This is a genomic window from Blastopirellula sp. SH421 (assembly GCF_057808535.1).
In genome coordinates this window covers 1,330,242-1,356,430 of record NZ_CM173712.1, presented here as the reverse complement: position 1 = coordinate 1,356,430, position 26,189 = coordinate 1,330,242, and the positions used below count along the sequence as shown (strand labels likewise).

At 55.3% G+C, this 26,189-nt stretch carries 18 protein-coding genes; 7 read left to right on the top strand and 11 right to left on the bottom strand.

Features of this window, described 5'->3' with window-relative positions:
* Positions 1–166: 166 nt before the first annotated feature.
* The 4 genes from SH421x_RS05545 to SH421x_RS05530 form a co-directional block, all read right to left on the bottom strand.
* Positions 167–1,543, bottom strand: a complete 1,377-nt coding sequence (locus SH421x_RS05545; RefSeq protein WP_488854406.1) for a sigma-54-dependent transcriptional regulator — start codon at positions 1,541–1,543, stop codon at positions 167–169.
* 4 nt (positions 1,544–1,547) lie between these two features.
* Positions 1,548–3,200, bottom strand: coding sequence for a sensor histidine kinase (locus SH421x_RS05540; protein WP_488854405.1), 1,653 nt, complete (start codon positions 3,198–3,200; stop codon positions 1,548–1,550).
* A gap of 141 nt (positions 3,201–3,341) precedes the next feature.
* The gene (locus SH421x_RS05535) at positions 3,342–4,511 is read right to left on the bottom strand and encodes an LptF/LptG family permease (RefSeq protein ID WP_488854404.1); all 1,170 of its coding nucleotides are present in this window, start codon (positions 4,509–4,511) and stop codon (positions 3,342–3,344) included.
* Positions 4,512–4,636: 125 nt separating this feature from the next.
* Entirely contained in the window at positions 4,637–5,992 is a 1,356-nt protein-coding gene (locus SH421x_RS05530; protein WP_488854403.1) for a PP2C family protein-serine/threonine phosphatase, read from the bottom strand.
* A gap of 211 nt (positions 5,993–6,203) precedes the next feature.
* Between SH421x_RS05530 and SH421x_RS05525 the strand changes: the two genes are divergently transcribed.
* Positions 6,204–6,767 carry a PEGA domain-containing protein gene (locus SH421x_RS05525; protein WP_488854402.1) on the top strand — a complete coding sequence of 188 codons (564 nt, stop codon included), beginning with the start codon at positions 6,204–6,206 and terminating at the stop codon, positions 6,765–6,767.
* Positions 6,768–6,864: 97 nt separating this feature from the next.
* Here SH421x_RS05525 and SH421x_RS05520 read toward each other — a convergent pair whose 3' ends face one another.
* A complete protein-coding gene (locus tag SH421x_RS05520; protein WP_488854401.1) occupies positions 6,865–7,062 on the bottom strand; it encodes a hypothetical protein in 198 nt (65 codons plus the stop codon).
* 20 nt (positions 7,063–7,082) lie between these two features.
* Complete coding sequence (locus SH421x_RS05515) at positions 7,083–8,810, bottom strand: NADPH-dependent assimilatory sulfite reductase hemoprotein subunit (protein WP_488854400.1); 1,728 nt, start codon at positions 8,808–8,810, stop codon at positions 7,083–7,085.
* Between the two features lie 109 nt (positions 8,811–8,919).
* Between SH421x_RS05515 and SH421x_RS05510 the strand changes: the two genes are divergently transcribed.
* On the top strand, positions 8,920–9,816 hold the full coding sequence (locus SH421x_RS05510; RefSeq protein WP_488854399.1) for a LysR family transcriptional regulator: 897 nt from the start codon (positions 8,920–8,922) through the stop codon (positions 9,814–9,816).
* A gap of 102 nt (positions 9,817–9,918) precedes the next feature.
* Here SH421x_RS05510 and SH421x_RS05505 read toward each other — a convergent pair whose 3' ends face one another.
* The gene (locus SH421x_RS05505; RefSeq protein WP_488854398.1) at positions 9,919–12,861 is read right to left on the bottom strand and encodes a c-type cytochrome; all 2,943 of its coding nucleotides are present in this window, start codon (positions 12,859–12,861) and stop codon (positions 9,919–9,921) included.
* 357 nt (positions 12,862–13,218) lie between these two features.
* Here SH421x_RS05505 and SH421x_RS05500 point away from each other — a divergent pair, with 357 nt between their 5' ends.
* A complete protein-coding gene (locus tag SH421x_RS05500) occupies positions 13,219–15,627 on the top strand; it encodes a VIT domain-containing protein (RefSeq protein WP_488854397.1) in 2,409 nt (802 codons plus the stop codon).
* Positions 15,628–15,729: 102 nt separating this feature from the next.
* On the opposite strand, the gene SH421x_RS05495 is transcribed toward SH421x_RS05500, so the two are convergent.
* Positions 15,730–16,125, bottom strand: a complete 396-nt coding sequence (locus SH421x_RS05495) for a DMT family protein (RefSeq protein ID WP_488854396.1) — start codon at positions 16,123–16,125, stop codon at positions 15,730–15,732.
* Between the two features lie 73 nt (positions 16,126–16,198).
* Positions 16,199–17,881 (bottom strand): dihydroxy-acid dehydratase, encoded by a 1,683-nt coding sequence (ilvD, locus tag SH421x_RS05490; RefSeq protein WP_488854395.1) that lies wholly within the window; start codon positions 17,879–17,881, stop codon positions 16,199–16,201.
* Between the two features lie 245 nt (positions 17,882–18,126).
* On the opposite strand from ilvD, the gene SH421x_RS05485 reads away from it, so the two are divergent.
* Positions 18,127–19,608, top strand: a complete 1,482-nt coding sequence (locus SH421x_RS05485; protein ID WP_488854394.1) for a DUF1254 domain-containing protein — start codon at positions 18,127–18,129, stop codon at positions 19,606–19,608.
* A gap of 87 nt (positions 19,609–19,695) precedes the next feature.
* Here the strand turns inward: SH421x_RS05485 and SH421x_RS05480 are convergent, their stop codons facing one another.
* Positions 19,696–20,277: an RNA polymerase sigma factor gene (locus SH421x_RS05480; RefSeq protein WP_488854393.1), complete on the bottom strand. Its 582-nt coding sequence runs from the start codon at positions 20,275–20,277 to the stop codon at positions 19,696–19,698.
* A gap of 290 nt (positions 20,278–20,567) precedes the next feature.
* On the opposite strand from SH421x_RS05480, the gene SH421x_RS05475 reads away from it, so the two are divergent.
* The 3 genes from SH421x_RS05475 to SH421x_RS05465 all read left to right on the top strand — a co-directional run bounded on the left by SH421x_RS05475 (position 20,568) and on the right by SH421x_RS05465 (position 23,889).
* Complete coding sequence (locus SH421x_RS05475) at positions 20,568–20,849, top strand: ferredoxin family protein (RefSeq protein ID WP_040351682.1); 282 nt, start codon at positions 20,568–20,570, stop codon at positions 20,847–20,849.
* Positions 20,850–21,061: 212 nt separating this feature from the next.
* Positions 21,062–21,373 carry a hypothetical protein gene (locus SH421x_RS05470; protein WP_488854392.1) on the top strand — a complete coding sequence of 104 codons (312 nt, stop codon included), beginning with the start codon at positions 21,062–21,064 and terminating at the stop codon, positions 21,371–21,373.
* A gap of 173 nt (positions 21,374–21,546) precedes the next feature.
* Positions 21,547–23,889: a carboxylesterase family protein gene (locus SH421x_RS05465; RefSeq protein ID WP_488854391.1), complete on the top strand. Its 2,343-nt coding sequence runs from the start codon at positions 21,547–21,549 to the stop codon at positions 23,887–23,889.
* Between the two features lie 111 nt (positions 23,890–24,000).
* On the opposite strand, the gene SH421x_RS05460 is transcribed toward SH421x_RS05465, so the two are convergent.
* The gene (locus tag SH421x_RS05460; protein WP_488854390.1) at positions 24,001–25,347 is read right to left on the bottom strand and encodes a sulfatase family protein; all 1,347 of its coding nucleotides are present in this window, start codon (positions 25,345–25,347) and stop codon (positions 24,001–24,003) included.
* Positions 25,348–26,189: the final 842 nt, after the last annotated feature.

Below are 26,189 nucleotides of genomic sequence, written 5' to 3'. Positions count from 1 at the left end.
TTGGGTCGCCCTTCCGGGCTGAAGACGACGTTGGCGCGAATGCACATTGTATCGAAGTCTTAACGTCTTGCTCGCCAGATCGATTTGGTTCTCACGACCATAAAAAAACCGCCCGCGATTCGCATCGCTGGCGGCTTGGCTTGATTCGCGTAACGCCTTAATCTCTTCAGGCCGATTTATCCATCGTTGATGCCTGATTCAATTTATTGTAGAGCGTCTTCAGACTTACGCCCAACTCTTCGGCGGCTTGCGGTTTGTTTCCTTCGTGGCGTTCAAGCGCTTCGTAGATCGCCTGCATTTCCAACTCGCGAAGCGACATCGGACTCACCGCTTTCAACTGTGGTTTGCCCAGTTTATTGGCGGCCGATTCGGTGCTCATTAAACCAAAGCGGCGCGGGAGGTGATCGGGTTCGATTGGCGGCTCTTCGCACAAAATTGTCGCGTGCTCGACCACGTTCGCTAGTTCACGCACGTTGCCAGGCCAGTCATGCGACTTGAGCGAGCGAATCGCATCGGACGAAAAAATCGTTTGAGTCAGCGGCACATTGGGCCAGAAACGTCGGCATAGATGCTCGGCCAGTTGCGGAATATCTTCGGTCCGTTGGCGCAGCGGCGGCAGATGGATCTCAAAGGTATTGATGCGGAACATCAAGTCTTCACGGAAGTCACCTTCGGCGACCATCAGTTCGACATCGCGATGCGTTGCGCAGACGATCCGGACATCAACTTTCATCGAGTCGTTATCGCCGACGCGGCGAATCTCGCCGGTTTCCAATACTCGCAGCAGTTTCGCTTGCAGCGACTTCGGCAGTTCGCCGATTTCGTCGAGGAACAACGTGCCGCCGTTAGCGACTTCAAACAGACCGATCCGCGTATCTTCGGCGCCGGTGAACGAGCCTTTACGATGGCCGAATAGTTCGCTTTCGATCAGGTTCTCGGGAAGAGCGCCGCAGTTGACGGCGACAAACGGCATGTCGATGCGGTGGCTTTGATCATGCAGCGCCCGTGCGACCAGCTCTTTACCGGTCCCGGTTTCTCCACGAATCAGCACGGTCGAATTGGTTGGCGCCACTTTGGCGATCAAGCGGCCCACCTGCTGCATGCTGGGAGAATCGCCGATCAGGTTCGACTTGCCTTCCAGTTTTTCGAGCCGTGTTTTCACCGCGCGATACTTGCGGGTCAGTTCGCGTTTTTCCGCAACGCGTTCGAGCAAAGCTTGCAACTCAACCAACCGGCATGGCTTGGTCAGATAATCGAACGCGCCATAGCGAAGCGCCGAGATCGCCGAGTCAGTCGATGACTTGCCGGTCAATACAATCGCTTCGGTCTCCGGCGAAAACTCTTTCGCTTTGGCGATGACCTGGATTCCGTTGAGCCCCGGCATGTCGAGGTCGACCAGAATGCAGTCATAAGTATTGCGTTCTAGCGCAGCGACTGCGGTCAGACCATCAGGACAAACCGTCACCTCATGTCCCAAACGAGGCAGTTCGAGACTCATTAGTTTTTGCAACGACTTTTCGTCATCGGCGAAGAGGATCTTCAACCGACTAGGCGGCTTGGTAGCGATGATGCTGCTCCTTCCCTGGAGTGCTAGCGGGCAATGTAATCCGAAATTCTGACCCGCACCCCGGTCCTTCGCTGTGCGCGTCGATCTGCCCGCCGTGATCGGCAATGATGCGGTACGTGATGGATAAGCCGAGCCCTGTTCCCTGTCCGTTACGGCGGCGGGTGAAGAAGGGTTCAAATAAGTGTTTCTTGACTTCTTCGGTCATGCCGCAACCATTGTCGCGCACGATCAACGTAATTTGATCGTCGTCCAAGCTGGTCAATTCGACGATCACCTCTCCGCCGGGGTCAAGACTGTCCAGCGAATTGGTGATCAAGTTCAGCATGACTTGCTTCATCTCTTGCGGATTGACCGGTGCGATCGCGGCGTCGCGCGCATGGAAGTGGACCTTCTTTTCGCGATACTTGCCAAGATGGCTGACCATGTCAATCACGTTGCGAACAAGCTCGCCCAAGTCGGTATCGACCTTTTCGACATCTCCCAAACGTGAGTAATCAAGCAGCCGCTCGGTGATTTCTTTGCAGCGAAACGCTTCGTCCTGAATCATGCCCAGATAATTCCGGAGCAACTCTACGTCGGTAACGTTGCAAACAGCTTCGTCGGCGCCATCTACTGGCAACGCTTCGGCCAAGCGGCTTTGCAGCGACTCGGCGCAAAACGCGATCGATGCGAGCGGATTGTTAATTTCATGGGCGACGCCGGCCGCCAAAAAGCCGACGCTGGCCAGTTGCTCGCTCCGGACGACTTGCTTGGTTCGCTCTTGCACCTGACCATCCAAGTTCCGGCGAATTTCTTCAAAACGCTGCGTCATCGCATTCATCGCATCGGCTAGCACGCTCATTTCGTCGTGCGTGTCCAAATGAATGCGATGCGAAAAATTGCCCCCTGCAACCAACCGTGAACCTTGCATCAGCACGCGGAGGGGATGGAAGATCCAAACCCAGCAGAGCCACATAAACAGGCCCAACAGCGTTCCGCCAGCGGCCGCGGCACAGCACGAAATCACAATCCAAGTGCGATACTGCGTTTGGGCCTCGTCCTTCAGACGCTGCATCCGTTTAATCAAAAAGCTGGGCAGTTCCATCGCTAGGGTGTGCAGTCCGTCGACGTCTCGTCGTAACTCGGTCTTGTTCACCAGACCAAGGAGCCAATCCTCGTCAGTATTGCCGGCTTGAATTTTTGCGATTAACTCGTCGATCTTACGAATCGTATCCCGCTCGTAAGAATAATCGCTCATGTCGTAGGCGAGCGAATCATTTGATTCTAATTGCTGCTTGTAAGCTTGCAGCGAGCGTTCGACGTGCATCAGCCGGACAGCCAATTCTTCGCGCTGCAGCGAAGAGTCAAATTTCGGCAAGTCGTCCTCTTCGCTTTGCGGCGTTGGATTGAACGGCTGCGGAAACGTGTCGTGATTCATTTCGCGCGATTGACCCAGCGCGTGCCGTAGATCAGTCACCGCCAGACTAAAGTCGATCGCCAAGGGAAGCTCATTGGCGCGAACGCTAACGCTACGCGCCAAGCCGCGATAACTATAGCTGCACCATACGGCAGTCGCCGCCATGCCGAACACAATCGTGCTCAGCAAGATCGCGCCGACCAGCATTTTGTCCCGAATCGGGCGTCGGGTTAGCACAAGCGACCTCCTTGTCGCAATGGATCGCTACGATTTGCCAGACATCCATTGTCTCGCGCGGTTGACGATCGCCCGCAGAGTGTAGCAAGCATCGGCTTGCCGATTCAAGCCGAACCCAGCCAGAGATTCGCGAAACTTCTGCTAGTAACGCCAAATCGTACGTAGGTAGTAGAGACCGACTAACAATAGCGTCAAATTCCCGATCCAGACCGCTTGCGGCGGCAAAGCGCCATCTTTGGCCCGATCGACGGCAAATGCTAGCAGCGGATAAAAAACCAAGAGCACCGGCAAAAAGGCCATAAAAAAGCTGGTCACAAAGTCAGGGTTGCGTTGTTTGATCGCCAACGGAACTCCTAATATGACAAAGAACAGACAGCTAAATCCATTCGCCCAGCGTCGCCAGGGCTCGGTCCGCAATCGATTGATTTGCGAGTTGATATAGGAGATATCGAGCGGTGCGGCGCGTTGCTGCACATCTAGCGTCGCGAGTTGTGCAAAGACGTTCCAGGCCTTATCCGCCTGCTCTTGCTGCTGCACGACAAGTCGCTCTTCATTTAGCACTTGAGGGATGCGAGACGAGGAAATCTTGGACGGACTACGATGCTCGACTGACAATTCCTCGCTTAGCGAGACGACATGATCGAGCCGACCAGGGTGCTCAAACGCACTTTGTTGCGACCCGTCGCTCTCGATGCGGCTATCAATGAGCGAAATGATTAGTTGATTGTTTTCGTCCGTGTGCAACTCGGCCTCGGCCGCAGAGATCAACAGTTGCGGTGAACTGGGGGTTGCGGCGGCGACAATCTGGGGACGCATCAACCGGCGTCCGTCGACTTCGCGGACCAAGATCGATAGCTTTTCGCTGCTGAACGATTTGTGGGTTCGCAACATTCCGTAAGCGATTTCCTCAAACGATTGCACCAGCACGCGGCGCACTCCCTGACTCCCCCACGAAACGCCAACGTCGTTGAGCCAAACGCAGGTGATCGACAGCACTAACGCAATCGCAAAGCCGGGCCACAAAGCTGCTAGCGGCGATATTCCAGCCGCTTTGAGCGCTGAAAGCTCGTTGCTGGACGAAAGTCGACCGTACACGCTGCACGACGCAAACAGGATGGTTCCGGGGATCGAAAACCGCAACGCGTCGGGGATCATGTAAGGAATGATGCGTGCGATGGGGCCTGGCCCTAATCCTTCGCGCAGCGCCTGTTGGACGACACCGACCATGACGATCAGCAACGTCAATGCGCCCAGCGCAAGGAAGAAGATCTTGAGGATCTCCCACAGGATATAGCGAGTAATGATTTGCATCGAGAGTCGAAAGAGTGCGGGAATGCGAGCCGACTCTAGCAAGTTCCCTCGGCAGAAGGAACGACAGTTTCCGAGCTTGAACTGGCGCCCCGTTTTTTACCCTCGCGCCAAGCTGCATGGGACGACTAAATTAAGTCGACTTTCGACTCATCTTCCAGCGGGTTTTTCTTCTTACTTTGCATGCGGATCTGGGCCATCATCGCGCCGATGCAGATCAAAAAGAGGCGCGTGGCGTTAAAGTAGTCGCCTGCTGCTAGCTCAAGTTGGGCCTGACTGCGCAGTTGATTCACCCGATCCCAGTCCAGCTTCCATTGATTGGTTTCGGACGCTTCGCGCAGTTCGACCACAGTCGCGGCCAAGTTGCGAGCCACATTTTCGGTTGTGTTGCAAACAGTTTCTTCATAGGGCCCACGGCCGAGTCGCCGTTTGGGGGTCGCTTTGATCGGCTCTTGCTCCTCGTCTACCGGCGCCGAGTACATGTAGACCGCTCCAAACACAAACGCCGCAAACGCGGCAATCCCTGCGATCAACGCTTCAAAAGGGCGCTGAAGATAGACCAATGCGGCGGTCGCAAAACCAAACAGCAACAGCAGCGCCCAAATGGTCCACGGCGGATTGCGCAGCTTTTGGCGCGGCGGAGGATTGGCCGGGCGAGCTTCTTCCATAATCAACGGCTCGCTGCGCGTCGGATCTTGGGTGATCGCTTCGCCGGTGATTTTGACCACGATGACGGTGATATTGTCTGGGCCCCCGCGAAGATTGGCCAGATCCACCATCAGCTGGACTGCATGCGACGGATCGAGCGTTTTTAGGATGATCGCAATTTCGTCATTCCGCAGCGGACCAGTCGCGCCATCGCTGCAGACAAAGAAGGTATCCCCCACTTGCAGCGGAAACGGGCCTTCTAGATCGACTTCGACCTTCGGCCCCGGGCCCAGCGAACGGGTAATGACGTTTTTGGGAATCGCATCGTAAACGTCGGCTCCCTCTTTTCCGCCGGTCGCCGCCCGAAATTCCCAGGCCATCGAGTGATCGAATGAGAGTTGCTCGAGCTTGTCGCCGCGCAGTCGATAGACGCGACTATCGCCGACCTGCGAGACGATCGCCCCCTGGGGCAGGATCAGCAGCGTGCTGCAAGTTGTCCCCATTTTGTGAAACGCAGAGTTCTCTTCCCCTTTGCGATTGATGATCACATTCGCTTCTTCAACGGCAGTGACCAACGCATCGGGCGGGGATTTCTCGACATATTTGCGGTAAAGATGGCCAACACGGTCGACCGCAATTTCGCTAGCAAGCTCGCCTGCCGCATGAGCGCCCATGCCGTCAGCAACGACAAACAGGTGACCTCGCTTGCGCCATTCGTCCCAATTAGCCGAGAGGATGACCCCGTAGTGATCTTGATTATTACTACGACGCATCCCCACATCGCTGAGGGCAGCGATCTGAATCGTGTTGTGCCACGTATGGGACTCTACCGACATTCGCCGTAATTCTCCGGTCCAACAATTCGCCGTCTTAGCGACCCTACCTATTATTTACAGAAACCTGCGATGTTAAAGCGGAATTTTGACAGCAACAAGTACTTACTGCGAAAAGATTTAACCACGATCGCCGTTTTCGTCTAGCCGCCTAAGCGGCAGATTGCTAAACTTCGCCCCCGCTTCCCCTAATAATCGGACCAGGCCCATCGGCATGAACCGCCGTACTTTCCATTTTTGTAACTTAATCTTGCTGGGCACGCTTTTGGCTTGCGCCAGCAGTGGGTGCGTCCGTCGCCGGATGAATATCCGCACCACCCCGCCGGGCGCCGTGGTCTATGTGGATGACCAAGAGGTCGGCGTAACGCCGGTCTCCGCCAATTACGTCTATTATGGAACGCGCGAAATTCGGCTCGAAAAAGATGGGTACGAATCGGTCTCGCAACTGCACACGTTCAAAGCGCCGTGGTACCAATACCCCGTAATCGAGTTCTTTAGCGAGAACCTCTGGCCCTGGGAAATCCGGGACACGCGCGATCTCGACTTTCAGATGACGCCACGGCGGATCGTTCCGCCCGAAGAACTGCGGGCTCGTGCTGAGCAATTGCGAACCAACGCCCAAGCCGGCTACATCACTCCGATGAACACGCCGCCCAATCCAGCGGTGGACGTCGCTCCCCAATATCAGCCGCAGCCGCAACTCGCGCCGCCGGCGATGCGTCCTGAGACTTTGCCGCAAGGGGGATTTGCTTTACCGCCGCCGGTGATGGGGCAGTAAACAAAAAAAGCCGATTCTCCTTCTGTTCACTGGCGTTCGCCAGAATCAGAAACAGAGATCGGCTATCTGTAATCACTTCGAGATTGGTGACGTTGCGTTAGGTCATATCCACTTCGTTCCCCTGTTCGTCATAGCGAACCAGGCCGAACCACAAGAAGACGATCAGGCAGATCGGCAGATAGACCAAGCTGACATAAAACAGAATATTATTTAGCGTCGACAAAAAGGCGGCGCCGCCGAGAATCAGTACCCACAACAACCAAGTCGACTTCCAGAGCGAGTAATAGCGTTTCATTGGATCGAATCCCTGATTTTTTAGTTTTGTATTGTAACAGCTTCGCAATGGCCAGCCTTGGCCAACAATGTTTCGCGTCCTAGTCGAGCACAGTAATCGCCAAATGCTTCGTCGCCGATCTTTTCGGCCTGATAACTACCCAGCAGCGGCGACAATTGAGCAGGAATCTCTTCTAGCGGAGTCGCGTCTTGGTAGACGAAACCGATCCGCGTCCCCTGTGGGTTGCCCCCTAAATAAATCGTGTATTTGCCGACGGACTTGCCCACTAAGCCGATGTCAGCCACATAGGGTCGAGCACAACCATTGGGACAACCAGTCATCCGAATTGAGATCTGTTTGTTATCCAGACCATGGTCAGCGAGCACCGGTTCAATCTTTTCAATTAGTTGCGACATGACTCGCTCTGATTCAGTGATCGCCAGCCCGCAGGTTGGCAGCGCCGGACAGGCAACCGCAAACCGCCGCACCAACGAAAGCTCTTCGGCCTGCTTCATCCCGTACTCAGTCAGCAGTGCTTCAATCCCTCGACGATCGGCCGGCTCGATATCGCACAAAATGACTGATTGCAGCGGAGTTAGCCGAGCTTCAATTTTATACCGCTCAAAAATCGCACGTAGCCCGCTCTTGATCCGAACCTGACCGACATCCGCGATGCGGCCATTCTCGATGTTGACACCTAGGAACAACTTGCCGTCTCCCTGAACGTGCCAGCCGATGTGGTCATCAATACCGGTTACTGGGGCAGTTCGCGGAGCCGGTAATGGGGCGCCGTAATACGCTTCGACTTGGCTCTTGAACTTTGCAACGCCCCAGTCATGCAGCAGGTACTTCAGCCGGGCTCGCTTGCGATCTTCACGATTGCCAAAGTCTCGTTGCACTTTCACTATCGCTTCGCACACGGCGATTACGTTGTCAGGCGTCGCAAACGTCACCTCGTCACCCAGGCGCGGAAAGGTCTTATCCGCTGACGGCGTGTTTCCCATGCCGCCGCCGACAATCACATTATAGCCCACCACTTGGTCCGCTTCGATGATCGCCAACAGTCCGACATCTTGGGTATAAACGTCAATGCAATTGTCGGTCGGCTCGGCGACTCCAAACTTGAACTTCCGTGGTAAGTAGCGCTCGCCATAAATCGGCTCGGCGACCGGCTGGAACTCGGCGACGTCTTGCTTGTTCCCTTCGTCGTCGGTCAGCCATAGTTCGTAATAGGAAGACGAACGAGGGCGAAAATGGACTGCGATCTCGTGCGCCAACGTCTGCATTTGCTCGCGAACGCGATTGTTTTTGTACGGCGCCGGGCAGCACATCACATTGCGGCTGACATCTCCACAAGCAGCGAACGTCGACAGCTTGATCTGATTGATCGTGCGGATCGTCTCTTTCAAATCGCGTTTCAAAACCCCGTGCAACTGGAAACCTTGGCGTGTGGTAATCCGCAACGAGCCGTTTCCCAAGCGATCGCAAAGGTCCAGCTCGGCCAGAAATTGCTCGGCGGTCACCTTACCGCCGGGGACCGCCGTCCGAATCAGGCACGAATACGCTTTTTCCTTTTTCGTCCCATCCGCGTTCTTTTGCTTGCGAACATCCCGATCATCCTGCTGATAGCTGCCGTGGTACTTCAGCAACTGAATCGCATCGGCCGAAAAATCAGGGCGATCATTCTGCAACTCGGCTGCTAGCGTTCCGCGCAGCTGGCGGCTGTCAAGTTTCAGAAGTTCGATTTTGCTAAGCGTCGATTCGGTCATGGCTTTGCTCCGTCCTGGGAATTGCTCTCCACGTATCTAAGTAAACCAACTTGCCCGACATAAAGCAAAGACATAAAATCAATGCAACCCATAACCTGAGTCTATACCCATGAATTTGCATCATCTGGCCATCTTTCACGAAGTCGCCGAGACCGGTAGCGTTAGCCTAGGCGCCGAACAGCTGTTGATCAGTCAGCCGGCCGCGTCCAAACAGTTGCGCGAGTTCGAAACGGCGCTCGGCGAAAAGCTGTTTGACCGCACCGGTCGCGGGCTGCGTCTCACTGCAGTAGGCGAATTGCTCAACGAATATGCACGCAAAATATTTACGCTCGAAGCGGAAGCGGAACGCGTCGTTGCTTTGGTGCGCGATGTGCGCCGCGGCGAACTCTATTTAGGCGCCAGTACGACCATCGCCGGTTATCTGCTGCCACAAGTTTTGGCTCGTTTTCATCAGTTGCATCCTGAGGTGCGCGTCCATGTTTCGGTCGGCAATACCGACTTCGTACATCGCCAGGTACTCGACTATCGAGTCGACCTAGGACTGACCGAAGGCTTTGTGAATGAGCCGGGTCTCATGGCGACCAGCTTTGCCGAAGATGAGTTGGTGGTGGTCGCTGCGGCGACGCATCCACTGGTGAAAAAACGTCGCGTCAAAGCAGATGATCTGGGAGGCCAAAGCTTTGTCCTGCGCGAATCTGGCTCCGGCACACGCGCCGTGCAAGAACAAGCGATTTCGCTGTGCGGCGTCGAAGTCAACGAAGTCATGACCCTCAGCAGCACCGAGGCGATCAAGCATGTGGTCGCCGCCGGTGTCGGCCTGGCGATCGTTTCTCGATTGTCGGTTGAAGCGGAGCTGGCCTCGGGCAAGCTCCATGCGATTCGCCTAGCCGATCTCCAAATTCCGCGGCCGTTGCACCTGGTGCAAGCGCAAGATCGCTTCGCCAGCCCGGCGGCGCGGGCGTTTCGCGAACTGCTGTGCACGCGGGACGCTTCTCAGTCGACTTAGCGGGGAGTGTCGTCAACCTAGGGGCAACGAAAAGGGGGCTGCTTGATGAGCAGCCCCCTTTTGCAAGATGACGTAATTCGCGGCAGGAGCCGGCCTGATCTACTATTTGCTGAATGCGGCGTCGTTCGGATTACCGCCTGAGCGCAGGTAGGCGATCAGGTCGAGAATCTCTTCTTTGGTCAGCGTATTCATCAAGCCATCCGGCATTTCGGATTGCGGCGATTGCTTCATCCCTTCGACTTCGTCTTTCATGACGCTGGTCAGTTCTTTGGCGAATGGGCCGCTCCGAATTTGATAGGCGTCTGGGGTCTCATTGATGATGCGGCCGACCAGAATGTCGCCGCTGTCGGTCTGGAAGATCGTGTTGACGTATTGGTCCGACACCACCTTCGACGGCACGATCATCGCTTCCAGCACATACAGCGGAGCAAAGCGATTGCCGACGCCTGTCAAGTCAGGCCCGGTGCCGCCCCCCTGCCCAGCATAGCGATGGCACTTGGCGCACTGAGCCGCTTCAAACGCGATCCGGCCCTTCTCAAAGTTGCGCCCTGATTCGACTTCCGGCAGCATTTCAATCAAGTCATCCACTTGCCAGTTATGCACAAACTGACGCGTCGTTTCGAGCTTGGCGACCTCTTCAGTCTGGGCGCCTTCCATGATCTCTTTCAAGTCGGCTAGTTCAGTCTTGGCCAACTTCTCCGCTGCGTCATTGCGGATTTGCATGACAAACTTCTTAAAGCTATTGCCGCCGCGATACTTCGTCTGGGCGAGATTCATCCAACTGAAGTAAGCTTTGCGCTGATCCATGGTCCAACCGTTGACTGCGTTTCGCAGCACAAACGCATAGAACATTTGCTCTTGCTGCGTTTGCCCCGCAAACAGCTGCTGCATACCACGCTCGACAATGCCTGGGGCTTCCAAGTAAACCAACACGTTAAACAATTCGTGGTTTACATTCTCGCTCTCGCCGGGAAAGCGCGGATTGAGCTTCGCGATCACCGTTTCATTCACGGCGTCGTCTTGCTTGCCGCCCAAGCGGATGTAGGCGAGTTGATAAACGCGCAACGCGTCCAGCGTCTGCTCTTCACTCATCCGATCGTAGGGCAGCGAATTCAACTTTGAAAGCACTGCGGCCTGATCGGCCTTGTCGCCCACACGACAGAGCGCGGTCAGCGCTTGAATCGTTGCATTCGTATTGGTTTCGGCCAGCGCCTTGGCTTTCCAATCGACCAGCGATTGATTCTCGAGCGCCACTCGCGCCGCGTAGCGAATCGATCGATCGTTACTCCCCAGGTTCGGCCAGATTTTGGCGACTGCGGCATCCGTCTGGGTTATGTGGAGGGCCTCTAGCTCACGCCGTAAAGCCCGAGCCGCGCGACCTTCTTCTGCTTCGGTCGTTGCGATCGGGGCAGTCGATTCGTCTCCCACATAGGTGACGCGATACAGACCCGATTGCGTTTTGCGCCCGCCAATTGTGAAGTAGAACATCCCGTTTTTGGGATCAACGCAAACATCCGTAACCGGCAACGGACGCCCGGTGATAAACTTCTCAAAGCTCGCCGTGTACGTCGCCCCCTGCGGTTGCATATGCACCGCATAGATCACGCCGTAGGTCCAGTCGTTGATGTAGAGCGCACTTTGATACTTGGCCGGAAATTTCGCGCCCAGTCCCATTTCGATCCCGGTCGGCGAACCAAGCCCGATGTCGACCACTGCGCCAACGCTGTCGACATAATAGTCTGGCCATTTGCCGGTGCCGTAGCGCCAACCAAACTCGCCAGCCGAGACTGCATGATTCACCCGAGTCGGGCGATACCAGGGGGCTCCGGTGTCCCATTCCATATCGGCGTCATAGGTAAACAGTTCGCCATCAGCATTAAAAGCAATGTCGTATGGGTTACGGAAACCGGCACAAAACAGTTGCCAATCTTTGCCATCTTTGTCAGTGCGAGCAATCCAACCGGCAGGCGCCATGCGGCCGGTCGCATGTCCGTTGCCGTCAGGGTTGCGCGGCAAAAACAAGTCTTCGGCCCAATTTTTGTGCGGCGCGCCAACTTCGCTGCCTGCCGGAATATCGGTATGGTTGCCGGCGATGACATACAACATGCCGTCGGGGCCAAGCCGAATCGCGTGCGGGCCATGCTCGCCGCCACCGTTGAACTTCTTCAGTAACTCGACTTTGTCATATTGATCATCGTTGTTCGTGTCCGTTACGCGATAGAAACCAGAACCTTGCGCCGCCCCTCCGTTGACCGACACATACAACGCGTCGTAAGCGCACAGCAAACCTTGGGCGTCGCCAATCGCAACGTCCAACTTCTCGACTTTGGTCTTGTCCGCATCCGCGCCCGGCGTGATCCGAAAGAGCCCGCCATATTGGTCAGAGCAGATCAAGCGTCCCTTAGGATCAACCGTCATGCTGACCCACGAACCTTCCTGACCCAGCGGAACAGAATAAAGTCGCTCGACTTTGAAACCTTCGAGCGTTTGAATGTTATCTACCGGCGTCGCTTCGCCGGGAGCAGCGGAGACCGTCGCAATTCCGACATTGCCCCACGGAGCCATACCCAGCTTGCCGATAACGGTGGCCGCTTTCCAATCTGCGGCGAAGTCAGCGCGATCCCAACCGGGACTCGCGACGGTCGAAACCTTCCACGAACCATCGCTGACGAAGGTCGCTTTCTTGCCATCTTTGTATTCAACATCTAACTTGACGAGCAGCGCGGCCGCGCCTCCTTCATTCTTGCCGGCGGCCGCGATCACAGCGCGTCCATCCTGCAACAATCCAGTGACGTCTGCTTTGCCCCACGATCCCCAATCGCCGTGTTGAATCACCGGCTTGCCGTTGCAACTGACCGTAATGCTGTTATCGGCGGTCCCGTACAGCGTCGCCTGTTTGACCGGTCCGGCCAACGCAAATTCTTTTCGCGCATAGACCGTATCGTTGTCGGCCGCTCTTTTGGAATTCCAGATCCAAATCGGTGTTTCGGCGCACGCAATCGAAGCAAAACAGAACAGGACAAACCATGACCCAAGTCGACGCATGTGGAAGGACTCCCAGAAAAGGGGCAAAAGGATGATCGGTGAAGCAGCGGCAGGCAGGAGGGCGAAAAGGAGGTGAATGACGACTCGGTAGAAAGAATGTCGCCGGCAGCATCTGGCGAAACCGCGATGATTACCTGCACAACAATCCCGATTGGCCAATGCCGGATTATAGATTAAGTGCAGAGAGACGCTAGTATCTTCACCCAAAAATCAGGGCTAATGGCCGGCTCTTAACCATAACCGCCGCAAACAAGATCAATTGCGCAACTGAATCTTTTCGTTTCTTGACAAAACAATCTCGGCTTGACCCTCGTCTACACTACAAAGCCCGATCTCTTGTCGCTAGGAGCAACTGTCATGACTCGCTATGTACGTCTCTCTTTGTGGGCCCCGCTGGCTCTCTTTTTCGCCCTGTTTAGCGGAGCGGCGGGCGCTTCGGCGCAGACCGTGGTGATCATCCATGACCCGATTCGTCCGATCCCGTTGCCGCGTCCGATTCCGCGACCTTCGCCGCAACCGGTCGCCGAATCCTACAAAATCAAAAGCCTAGAAGTTGACGCCAACATCGAAAACCAGATTGCCAAAGTGCAGGTTTCCCAAACGTTCGAAAATACTTGCAGTCGCCAACTGCAAGTTTCGTTTCTCTTTCCCCTTCCCTACGATGGCGCGATCGACAGTCTGACGCTGCTGGTCGACGGCAAAGAGTACCCGGCCAAATTGCTGCCCAAAGAGAAAGCTCGCGAGATCTACGAAGAGATCGTCCGCAAAAACCAAGATCCAGCGCTGCTGGAGTGGGTTGGGACCGGTATGTTTCAGACCAGCGTTTTTCCGGTTCCGGCTGGCGCTAGTCGTACCGTGACAATTACCTACAGCCAACTGCTGCGGAAAGATCATCGCCTGACCGATTTCCTGTTTCCCCTTTCGACAGCACGATTCACCGATAAGCCGCTCGAAAAACTTCGTCTGCGGCTAACCTTGGAAACGACCGAAAAACTGAAAAGCGTTTACAGCCCAACGCACGAGATTGACGTCAAACGCAAAGGGAAGAACCGCGCGGTGGTCACGATCGAACAAACCGATTGCGTCCCGACCACCGACTTTCGCCTGTTCTTTGATACGGCCAAAACCGACCTCAGCGCCAGCGTTCTGACTTACCGTCCTGACGAGAACGAAGATGGCTACTTCCTGTTGCTCGCCAGCCCGCCGATCGAAGAAGAAGGAGATGTGAAGACGAAAAAGACGGTGGTCTTTGTGGTCGATCGCTCTGGCAGTATGAGCGGCGAAAAGATCGAGCAAGCCAAGGCAGCGGCCAAGTTTGTGCTGAACAACTTGAACGAAGACGATCTATTCAACATCATCGCCTACGACAGCGACGTCGAATCGTTTGAGCCGGAACTGCAAAAGATGAATGACAAATCGCGGCAACAGGCGCTCGACTTTGTCGACAACCTGTATGCCGGCGGCAGCACCAATATCGATGGAGCCCTCACCCAAGCGATGGGAATGCTCAAAGATGACAAGCGGCCTAGCTATATGCTGTTTCTGACTGACGGCTTGCCAACGCATGGCGAACAAAACGAGACAAAAATCGTCGCTAGTGCGAAAAAACACAATGATGTGCGAGCCCGCGTAATCAGTTTCGGTGTCGGCTATGACGTTAATAGCCGCTTGCTGGACCGGTTGTCGCGGGAATGCTTTGGACAAAGCGAGTATGTTCGCCCGAACGAAGATATCGAGACTCACGTCGCGCGACTTTACAACAAGATCAGCGCACCAGTCATGACCAATGTCGCGATTAAATACGATCTGGAGCACGGCGGCGACAATTTCGTCAATCGCTTGCAGCCGAAAGAGTCACGTGACCTGTTCGCTGGCGAACAGCTAATCATCGCCGGCCGCTATCGCAAACATGGAGACGCCAAAATCACGATTGCTGGTACGGTCGGCGATAAAAAACAGCAGGTCGATTTTCCGGCGAAGTTCGTCAAACAGACCGACGATCAAACCTATGCGTTTGTCGAAAAGCTCTGGGCGATGCGTCGCATCGGCGAGATCATTGATGACATCGATCTCCACGGCAAGAACGACGAGTTGATCAAAGAACTGGTCACGCTTTCGACCAAACATGGGATCATCACGCCGTACACTTCTTTTCTGGCTGATGAAAACTCCAGTGTCCAAGATCTGGCCGACGCCCGAGCCGGCGGGATGCAAAGTCGCGAGCGCGCCGAAATGGAGACGCGCAAGCTGAGCGAATCGAGCGGTAAACTGGGTTTCTCGCAGCGAGCCCAAAAAGGGGCGTACCAACAGGCTGATCGTGCCAGCGGCAGCGGATTTGGTGGTGGTTTTGGGGGCTTAAGCAAGAGCTCAGGCGGATTTGCCGGCGGCATGGGCGCCAATTCTGGAGCTCCTGCGACGAGCTCGCCGTCGTTTACTCCGATGGCTTCAGGCGCGGCGGCGAATGCCTATGCCGGAGGAGCGGTTTATCAGGATACGGAGAACGACCGAACCGTCGTCGCAGCAAACATTCGCAATATCGGGAACGAAACCCTTTTTCTGCGAGACAAAATCTGGATCGCCGAAAGTGCCGGCGAGATCGATCCGGTCAAAGATCAAAAGAAGATTAAGTCGGTCGAACGGTACAGCAAGGAATATTTCGCCTTGGTCGCCGCGAACAACAAGCAGCAGAACGCGCTGTTGGCGCAGCAGAAACCAGGCGAACAATTGCTCTGTAACCTGCGAGGTCAAAATTACCTGATAAAATAAGGGTCCCCCCAACCCCATGACGACTAGCCTCGTCGTCGCTAGGCAAGCCTGCGACAACACCCTGTAGAGGATGGCCAACTTGGTCATCCTCTTTTTTGTACTCTACCTATCGTCGAGCGTTTCTGATGGCTGGACGCTCGACGACTGCTCTGACGCCGCTTTGCTTGGCGTATCGAATCCGAAGACGAAGACGACCGCGAGGATGATCATGACAAACCCGACGATGTAATTCCATTTCAGCGGTTCGCGCAGAAACGTCACCGCAAAGACGCAGAAGACGATCAGCGTGATCACTTCCTGCATGATCTTCAGCTGAGCGGCGCTGAACCGCTCGTGACCCCAACGATTAGCCGGCACTTGCAGACAGTACTCGAAAAAGGCGATTCCCCAACTAACCAAGATCACAATCCACATTGGGCTAGTCTTGAATTTCAAATGCCCGTACCAGGCGAACGTCATAAAGATGTTCGAGAGAATCAAGAGAACAATGGTGGTCATAAAAAAAACGACGCCTCGTAGGGCGTCGCCTCTGTTGTGTGGTATGGGGTAGTAGCCGAAAGCGTCATCGGGCTTACTCGTCCGTGACGCAACCTTCCGAAGCGCTCTTCACGTTCTTGATGTATTTATAGAGGGTGCCGCGGGTCGCTTTGAAAGCAGGCGCCTTCCAAGCGGCCAGGCGTTTCGCCATCTCATCGGCCGGCACATCGACGTCAATCGAATTGGTGTCGGCGTCGATGGTGACGATGTCTCCCGTTTTAACCAGCGCGACCGGGCCGCCTTCTTGGGCCTCTGGCGTGATATGTCCCACGATAAAGCCGTGCGAACCGCCCGAGAATCGCCCGTCAGTCAGCAATGCGACATCACTGCCAAGTCCGGCGCCCATGATCGCCGAAGTCGGAGTCAGCATCTCCGGCATGCCGGGGCCTCCCTTGGGACCTTCGTAGCGAATGATAACGACGTCTCCCTTTTTGATCTTCTTGTCTTCCAGCGCGTGCAGCATCTCTTCTTCGCTATCAAAGACGTTGGCTGGGCCTTGAAAGCGGAGTCCTTCTTTGCCGGTGATCTTGGCGACGGCGCCATCGGGAGCCAACGTCCCCTTCAAGATTTGGATGTGGCCCGAAGACTTGATCGGATCCGACAACGGGTGAACGATCTTCTGGCCTTCCTTCAAACCGGGGAGATCGGCGATGTTTTCGGCCAGCGTCTTGCCGGTCACCGTCAAACAGTCCCCCTTCAAAAAGCCTTCGGCCAGCAAGTACTTCAGCACTGCCGGGGTGCCGCCGATCGAGTGCAGATCTTCCTGCACAAACTTGCCGCTCGGCTTCAAATCGGCCAAGAATGGAACCCGATCGCTAACTGTTTGAAAGTCGTCGATCGAAAGATCGACATTAACCGCACGCGCCATCGCAATCAAATGCAACACGGCGTTAGTCGAACCTCCCAGCGCCATCACGGTGACCATCGCGTTTTCAAACGCATCGCGGGTCATGATATCGCGCGGCTTGATATCTTTTTCCAACAACAGCCGTATTGCTTTCCCGGCGTCAATGCACTCTTGTTGCTTGGCCGGATCTTCGGCCGGAATGCTGCTGCTGTAAGGCAACGTCATCCCCATCGCTTCGATCGCGGTCGCCATCGTGTTGGCGGTGTACATGCCGCCGCAAGCGCCTGCGCCGGGACAAGCCTTGTGGACGATCTCTCTTCGTTCTTCTTCGGAAATCGTTTCCGAGAGGAACTGGCCATAGCACTGAAAAGCCGAGACAATATCGAGCTTTTCTCCCTTGCTGTTGTGGCCCGGCTTGATTGTGCCGCCGTAGACCATGATCGCCGGACGGTTCAAACGTCCCATCGCGATCAAACAGCCCGGCATGTTTTTGTCGCAACCCGGCAGCGCGATCAGCCCGTCATACCACTGCCCGCCCATGACGGTTTCGATCGAGTCCGCGATCAGGTCGCGGGATTGCAGCGAGAAGCTCATCCCTTCGGTACCCATCGAGATACCATCGCTGACGCCGATGGTGTTGAAGCGCATGCCAACCATATCGGCCGCAACCACCCCCTTTTTCACCACCTCCGACAGTTGATTCAGGTGCATATTGCAGGTGTTACCCTCGTACCAAACGCTGGCGATGCCAACCTGCGCCTTGTCCATATCGGCCTCGGTCATGCCGGTTCCGTATAGCATCGCCTGCGACGCGCCCTGGCTTTTTGGCTGGGTAACGCGGCTGCTGTACTTGTTGAGCGGGGCGGACATCAAACGCTCCTTCAGTTCACTTGCGGGGGTAACGGGGGTAGAAAGAATTACGCATTTTAGCTGGCTTTTGCCCCCGTGACTAGAAAGCCAGGAGGCCCCTCCGCAGGTGAACAAAAACCAAGCCGAATGTCTGGTTATAACGAATAATCAACGATTACCGCTAAATTCTGCGACCTATAATATCTCATTCTCGTAACGAGGGAATAATCAACGGTGTTCCCGCAAACCGGACTTGAAACCAAGCGATGCTGCGTCAACTTTTACTTCTGATCTTCGTGATACTCGTCACCCTGAGCGGCGCAAGGGTTCGCGCTCAGGATGCGCCGAAGCCAGAATCGGCGCCAGAAACGAAGCCGGCGACAACTCCCACGGCGACGCCGCCGTCTTGGAAAGAAGAGTATGCCCGCAGCATCGGCATCGCAGCCTACACCTATGCGTTTCCGTACTACTACAACGCCCAATTGCGTTGGAAATGGGTCGCCGATCCGGGTGAAAAAGGGAAGAACGCCTATGCGGCGGTGAATCATTTTTTTCATGCCAAGCGGCTGACGACCGCCAAGTACCGTGGCGGCGGCAGTCCCAACAATGACACGCTGTACTCGATCGCCTGGGTCGACGTCTCCCGTGAGCCGGTGATTTTGTCGATCCCGGACATGGCCGATCGTTACTACTCGTTCGAGTTTGCCGCGTTTAATTCAGACAACTTTGCCTCGGTCGGACAACGGACCAACGGCAGTGGGCCCGGCAACTTTGCGATTGTCGGCCCTGACTTTGCCGATGAGTTGCCCAGCGGTGTGATCGCATTACCTAAATCGCCGACTCCCTGGGTTTTGGTGATGGGACGCACGTTGGTTTACAACGCGCAAGATGTGATTTATGTCCGCGAGCTGCAGTCGCAATACAAGTTGACGCCGCTCTCCTACTGGGGCAAAAACAAGGTTCAACTTCCTGAAACTCGCGACGTTTGGCAGCCCCCTAATCCCACGGGTGATCCGCTGGCCGTTTGGAAAACAATCAACCGCGCCCTGACCGAAAACCCGCCCCCCAAGTCGCAACAAGGTCTGATCGATCTGTTTGCAACGCTCAAAATTGGTCCGGGCCAAAACGTCGCCAAGCTGGATCCCGCCTACCAGGCAGGTCTAGCGCGAGCCGCCGTGGATGGCCAAAAAATCTTGGAGAACGCGCTGCTCGATGCGCCTGATTGCGTGGTCGTCAACGGCTGGAAATATCCTCCACCTGCACTGGGGCGAGCTGGGGACAAGGGTGAATACTTGGTTCGAGCGGCGCAGCAGTCGCTCGGCGGCATCGCCGCGAGTGATCCGGCGGAGTCGGTCTTTTTGCTCGCCCGGGTCGACGCCGCAGGCAAGCAACTGACCGGCGCCAACAAGTACGAGCTCAACTTTCCGCCCGGCAAATTACCCCCGGCCAAGGCTTTCTGGTCGCTAACCATGTACAGTAGCGACGCCAACCTAGTCGAGAATTCGCTGGATCGATATTCGATCACTAGCCGCACGCTGGGGGCCAAGCCAGACATGGCCGAAGGGCTGAAAATCGTGATCCAGCACGACCCACCGACCGGCGCCGCGGCAAAAAATTGGTTACCGGCGCCTGCGGGCAACTTCTACCTGATCTTGCGCACCTACAACCCAGATGCCGAGATCGTAGAGCAAACTTGGACGCCGCCAGCGATCATTTTGGCGCCGGCTTCAGAAAAGCCTCAACAATAGTCGGCGACAGGCAGGACAATTGGGCTAGCAAGCTCCCCCTGATTGGTGTTTGCAGAACGACTGCAACGGAAGAAAAACGTCCGAAAATTACTGAAAGACCGAATCGGCCGAATTGTTGCGGCGAATCTTTAAGCGTGCCCGCGAGAGGGTCGGGCCGATTGAATTGACTGGAATCCCCAACTGGCGACTGATCTCTTCGTACGAAAGTCCTTCGAGATGAAAGCGTCGAACCACGTCGGCCTCAAGCCCCGAGAGCGCTTCTAGCCAGGCTTCGATCTGGTCGCGATCTTCGACCCGCTGTTCGACGGTCCAGGTCACCGGCGTCTTCGGCTCGCCGTTCATCGCAAAATGAAGCGAACGCTCACGAATACGGCGATGCAACTGACGGATGGTCACGCGGCGTGCGATGACGGTCAAATAGGTGGCCAGCGAGCATTTACGGCGGAAATCCCGTAAAATGCGAAAATCTTTGCGTACAAGCCGAGCAAATACGTCGGCCGCTAGATCTTCGCGATCCTCGACGGTGATATCGACCCCTTTGGCCCGCGCCGTGTGATCAACGACATGCACGACCAGCCCAATGAACCGATCGACGAGCGCTTCCCAAGCGCACGGCTCACCGGCCAGACAGCTGTCGAGCAAATTGCGATCCGTATCAGTTAGGGCCACTTTGGCCTCGCAAGGGAGTGAAATTTCGGCCGGGCAGAAGGAACTCCACCCTGGCGGGATTCTATTTGCAGCCCCCTCCTGAGGCAAGATTGCCCTGAACATTTGGTAGCGGCTGTCTATCTTGACAGTCTATTATAGCAGGGATAACTTACGGTAAAGCGGTTCTGGATTAAGACTTTCGGCGAAAATACTGCCTGCAGAACAATCTCCCCAGATTATTTTCGGGGACACCCAGCGGGCGGGGCGGCCGTCATTTTAGCGACGCATATGCGAGGAAAAGAGGAAAAGCGATGACTCACGTAGTTTGCCAACCCTGCTTTGGGTGCAAGTATACCGATTGTGTAGTCGTTTGCCCGGTCGAGTGTTTCTACGAAGGGGACAAGATCCTCTACATTCACCCGGAAGAATGCATCGACTGTGAAGCTTGCGTTCCGGAGTGTCCGGTGGAAGCGATTTTCCACGAAGACAACGTGCCGGAAGAATGGCAAGGCTTCATCGAACTGAACGCCGAGATGGCGCCGCAGTGTGAAGTAATTACCGAGAAAAAAGAGCCGCTGGTCGACGACAACTAATGTCTCTGCAACCATCGCTTGCCTAGCAGCTAGCCAACCAAATACCAAGCCGTGGCGTCTCAACGCCACGGCTTTTTTTTCGCAATCTGCCGCATTCTTTTTTCGCTCAATTCGTATTGCTCGCTCCGTTCAAGCGACGTTAGGATGGAGTTCGTCGCTGACATGAAGTCGCCGAACCGCCCCTCCTCCACGCCTCACGAAGGGAACGCAGTATGAGTCAATTTGCTTGCCATTGCTGTCAGCAAGTTTTTGACAAAGCGACCGATCCCTGCTTTATCGTTCGCTTGACCGCTTTCCTCGAGATCGAACCGCAACTGGACGATTACGATCTTCACGATACCGACCACGATCACTTGGCGATGATCTCCGACGCGCTCGAAAAGATGCAAAGCCTCGAAGATCCAACTCTGCACGAAGATCACCTCGAACGTAATTACAAAATGTGCCGCGATTGCTATCAGCGGTTTATGGTCGAACCAATCTCACGCGACGTTAGCACCTCGATCTCGTTTAGCGCCAACTAGTGGGTGAAGGTCGAAACTCCTCTTTTGCCTTCTATTTAGGCCGATTCTAGCGATTTTGTTGACCCGTAGTGAAACTCGTTGACAATGAAGAGAGCGAAACGCCGCGATTTCGGCGTTGCTGAGAGATACAATTCCCCGTCTTCTCTACGCTCCTCCCTTCGTCGACGGATTGCATGACTACCCGACTTACCCTGACTGCTCTGCTGTTCTCTGCGCTGCTCCTCTCGCCGGCGATGGCCGACATCTTGGAGTTGAAAAACGGGACGACAATCGAGGGCAAACTCGGCAAGATCGCTTCGATCGGCGAGGGGGTCTTCGACGCTGGCGCCTCAGGCGGCGTCGCTCTGCAACTGATCGTCATCGCCGACGATGATCTCCGCCGCGTCTATGTGCCCAGCTATCTGGTCAAAAACGTCCAGCCTTCGCCGCCGGCGCTGCAAGAGCATATCCACATCGAACAAAGACTTCCGCAATCGGGCAGTCGGGTTGCGATCATCGGCGCCAGCATTCGCATCACGCCGTTTGATCAATGGGGACGTCGCATCTATACGATGGACACCGCCCGCGGCAAGATCGATGTGATCCAAGGGATTACCGAGATCACGCCGCGCTGGACCAAGGTTGAAGGGCTGCAAGCCGAACACTCGTACATCTGGGACATGCGGATGCGCACCAGCAGCATCCCGCGCGACACGCTTAGCAAAGTGTTACGGCAACAGTTGGATTCCTCGGACGCTGATCAACGACTGAAAATCGTCCGGCTTTATCTGCAAGGCGAACGCTATCACGACGCCGCACTCGAACTGGCCGAAGTCATTCGCGATTTCCCCGAACTCTCTGACCTGAAAAAACAAATCAGCGGCCTGCGGCAACTGGCCTCGCAAAACCTGATTCGTGAAATCGAGCTCCGACAATCATCCGGTCAACATACCCTCTCCTACCAGATGCTCTCCAAGTTTCCAGATGAGGGAGTCGCCGGAGAAACTCTGTTGAAAGTGCGGCAAATGCTCTCGGAGTATGACTCGATCTCAGCGCGTCGTGCTCGCGCTATGGAGCTACTTGAGAAATACGCCGCCGAGTACGCCGATCCGGCGAAACAATTACAAGTTGATGTCGCCGTCAACGAAATCAAACAAGATTGCTCCATCAACACCATCAATCGCCTGACCGACTTCATGCGATTGGCCGACGATAACGGGCTGTTGGCCGAAGAGAAACTGGCGCTCGCGATCAGTGGTTGGGTCTTGGGCGCCAACAACGGTACGCAAAATCTGGCTGTCGCCCTCAGCGCCTACGAATCGCGCGGACTCGTTCAACAATATCTCTCGAACCAACTCAATGTCGACAAAGCCGGCATCCTCAAACAGTTGCAGTCGCAGGAAGCAGGCACGCCCGAATATCTGGCCAAGATCATTCTGAACATGAAGCCGCCGCAAAGCGAAGACGAAGCGTTCAGCGAATCCGAAATCCCTGGCTATTCGCTGATGACCACGCCCGGCATCACGGGCCATGATGACTTTCAATACTATGTGCAGTTGCCTCCCGACTATGATCCCTACCGTCGCTATCCGACCATCGTCACGTTGAACGGCGGAACGACGCCGGAGCAACAAATTGACTGGTGGGCCGGCGCCTACAGCAAACAGGCCGGCATGCGTCTCGGTCAGGCGACTCGCAATGGCTATATCGTAATCGCTCCGGTTTGGCGCGAAGAACATCAGTTCAACTATCAATACTCGGCCCAGGAGCATGCGGCGGTGCTTTACTCGCTGCGCGGCGCGATGCGACGCTTCTCGATCGATACCGATCGAGTCTTTTTAACCGGGCATTCGATGGGGGGAGACGCCGCATGGGATATCGGCTTGGCTCATCCCGATTTGTGGGCCGGCGTGCTGCCGATTGTCGCCACCGCCGACAAGTACGTTTCTCGCTATTGGGAAAATGCTCGCTTCCTACCGATGTACTTTGTCCATGGTCAGTTCGACGGCAACAAATTGGAACGGAACGCGCGCGACTGGGATCGCTATCTGCAAAAGAACAACATGGACGTCACCGTCGTTGAATATCTCGGGCGCGGCCATGAGCATTTCCAGGAAGAGATCCAGGAGATGTTCAGTTGGATGGGAGTTCATCAGCGCAACTTTACGCCGAAAGAATTTACGATCGCGACGATGCGTCCCTGGGACAACTTTTTCTATTGGGTCGAGATTCGTGATCTGCCGGCTCGCGGGCGAGTCTTGCCGGCCGAGTGGCCGCAGCCCAAAGCGACCACCACCGATATCGAAGCAAAAATTTTGGCCACCAACGGCGTCTCGGTCCAATCCAAGTCGGGCGGCGCCACGGTTTACTTCACGCCAGAGATGGTCGACTTCAATAAACGCGCCTCAATCAACATCGACCGCCGCAGCTTCGACCGCGATCTAAAACCTTCGGCCGAAGTAATGCTAGAAGACGTACGCACCAGAGCCGATCGCCAACATCCGTTTTGGGCGAAGGTCGATACTTCGGAGAAATGACGAATATCTAAACTTCAATGTCTAATGAAGCCCGTATGCCTGAGACTTTCCGACTCGTGCGACGATTTCTGGGCCTTAGACATTCGTCCTTAGACCTTCGTCATTCTGCCGTTACTTTCCCCCAAATCCCTCCCGCACCGTTCCATCAAACCCAATCAGCGGCTGCGGGTTCTTCTCCATTCCCAACTTGCGGCAGCCTGGACCAATTTTTTTGACGCCCAAGTCGCTATCCATTTCGGTGGCCAACGCGCGCAGATGCTCGACAACGTCACTGTGATCCGCGGCGACGTTGGTTGCTTCGCTGATATCTTTTTTCAGGTTGTAAAGCTCTCCCTCTTTTAGCCGCAGCTTCCAAGGACCGCTGCGTACCGCTTCGAGGTCAAAGCCGCGGTAGAAATAAAAGACGTCGTGCGGCGACTTGGCCTCTTTGACGCCAGCCAAGATCGGGCCGATATCGGCCCCGTCAATCTTTCGATCGGTCGGCGCAGCACCGCCGGCTAGTTTGACCAGCGTCGGCATGACGTCAATCATGCCGACCACTTCGTCGCTGCTTGATCCCGCCGGAACTTTGCCGGGCCAGCGCACGATCGTGGGAACGCGCATCCCACCTTCAAACGTGGTCGCTTTACCGGCTCGCAGCGGCTTATTGATCGCGCCAAACCGCGTCTGCCCGCCGTTGTCTGAGGTAAAAATCACCAGCGTCCGCTTATCCAAGCCCAAATCCTTCAGCGCTTGCAGCACCTGACCAACGCTCCAATCCACTTCTTCAACCCAGTCGCTGTACAAGCCGTGCGAATTTTTCCCGCGAAACGCATCGCCTGGATACAACGGAAAATGCACCGCCGAGTGGGGCAAGTACAAAAAGAATGGCTCCTCTTGATGATCGTTGATAAATTTGACCGCTTCTTCGGTGTAGTGATTTACCAGTTCGGTCTGATCTTTCGCCAACACGCGCTGCAGCACTGTCTCGTTCCGCAGCAACGGCAACGGCGGCTGTCCTTTTCCCTTGGGCTGGGGAATCGGCGCCCCAAAGTTGCTCTTCACGCCGTCGGCGGCAGGGCCCATATCGTTCGAGTAAGGCAAGCCATAGTAATAGTCAAACCCTTGCCGCGTCGGCAAAAAGTCAGGCTGATCCCCCAAGTGCCATTTGCCGATGATCGCAGTCGCGTACCCCTGCTCTTTCATCAGCTCGGCGATCGTCACCTCGTCGGGGTTCAGCCCTTCGGCGTTGCCCGGAAATAAAACATGCGGAATCGTCAAACAGCGTTTCGGATAACAGCCGGTCATCAGCGCCGCGCGAGAAGGGGAACAAACCGGCGCCGCATAAAAACAAGTTAGCTTCATCCCCTCGGCGGCCATCGCATTAAGATGGGGAGTCCGATTGATCTGGGACCCAAAAGGCTCGATATCGGCATAGCCCAAGTCATCAATATTAATGATGACAAAGTTCGGTTTCATGGCCACTTCCTGAGCCAAGCCTGCCGAAACGCACGAGACTGCTACGAGGAAAAGTGCGAAGAGTCGCGAAAATAGAGAAGGCATAGGGCAAATCCAGAGCGGGGAATAATCTATCGGTGGGTGAGTGCTTGATTGTCACCCAAGTCAACAGACGGGTCAAATAAGGAGCCAGGCAACGGGACCGGACTTTTTTTCACGCCGAACAAGTGGACTGGAAAGCGATGTTTTTTTCTCGTTGAAGCAGAGCCGCGACCAATTCTCGTGATACACATGCAACTAACCTCCCTCGAAATAGTTAAACGGCTGCGCCAGCGCGTAGAAATAGGCCGACCGACTACTGCGGAGTGAAAAAATTAGGTCTAACCACCGGCCAATTCCCTAAGTCGCCGGTGACGAAAAACAAGACGTCAGCACGTCCCTTCGTGCTGCAAGTTACGGTAGAAAACCTCCAAAATTTGAGGCTATTACGGCATCCATCGCGAACGATCTAACCTGTACATATTTATACTAACAGTCGATCCAGCAAGGCAAGAGATAAATCGCTGAAAAAACGGCGGGCAACCTAAAAATCAGAACATTTCGGGCGCCCAGCTCGGACGTCAAAAAATAGCCCCCTAAATCGCCGCGACAAGTTCCTGAGAGTCGATCACTATCAAAGAGGACCGCGTTTGCTTTGTCGAGAGCCAATCTTGCGATGCACGCAAGACTATGACCGCTGGCTTAAATTTCTCGTTGAGATGAATGCAGCAGAGAGCCCCCACCAAGCAGCAGTGATTCGCATAGCCTCGAAGAATAGGCTCAACGTGGCTGGCGGCCTCGAATCCTCCGGAATTGGCGGAATG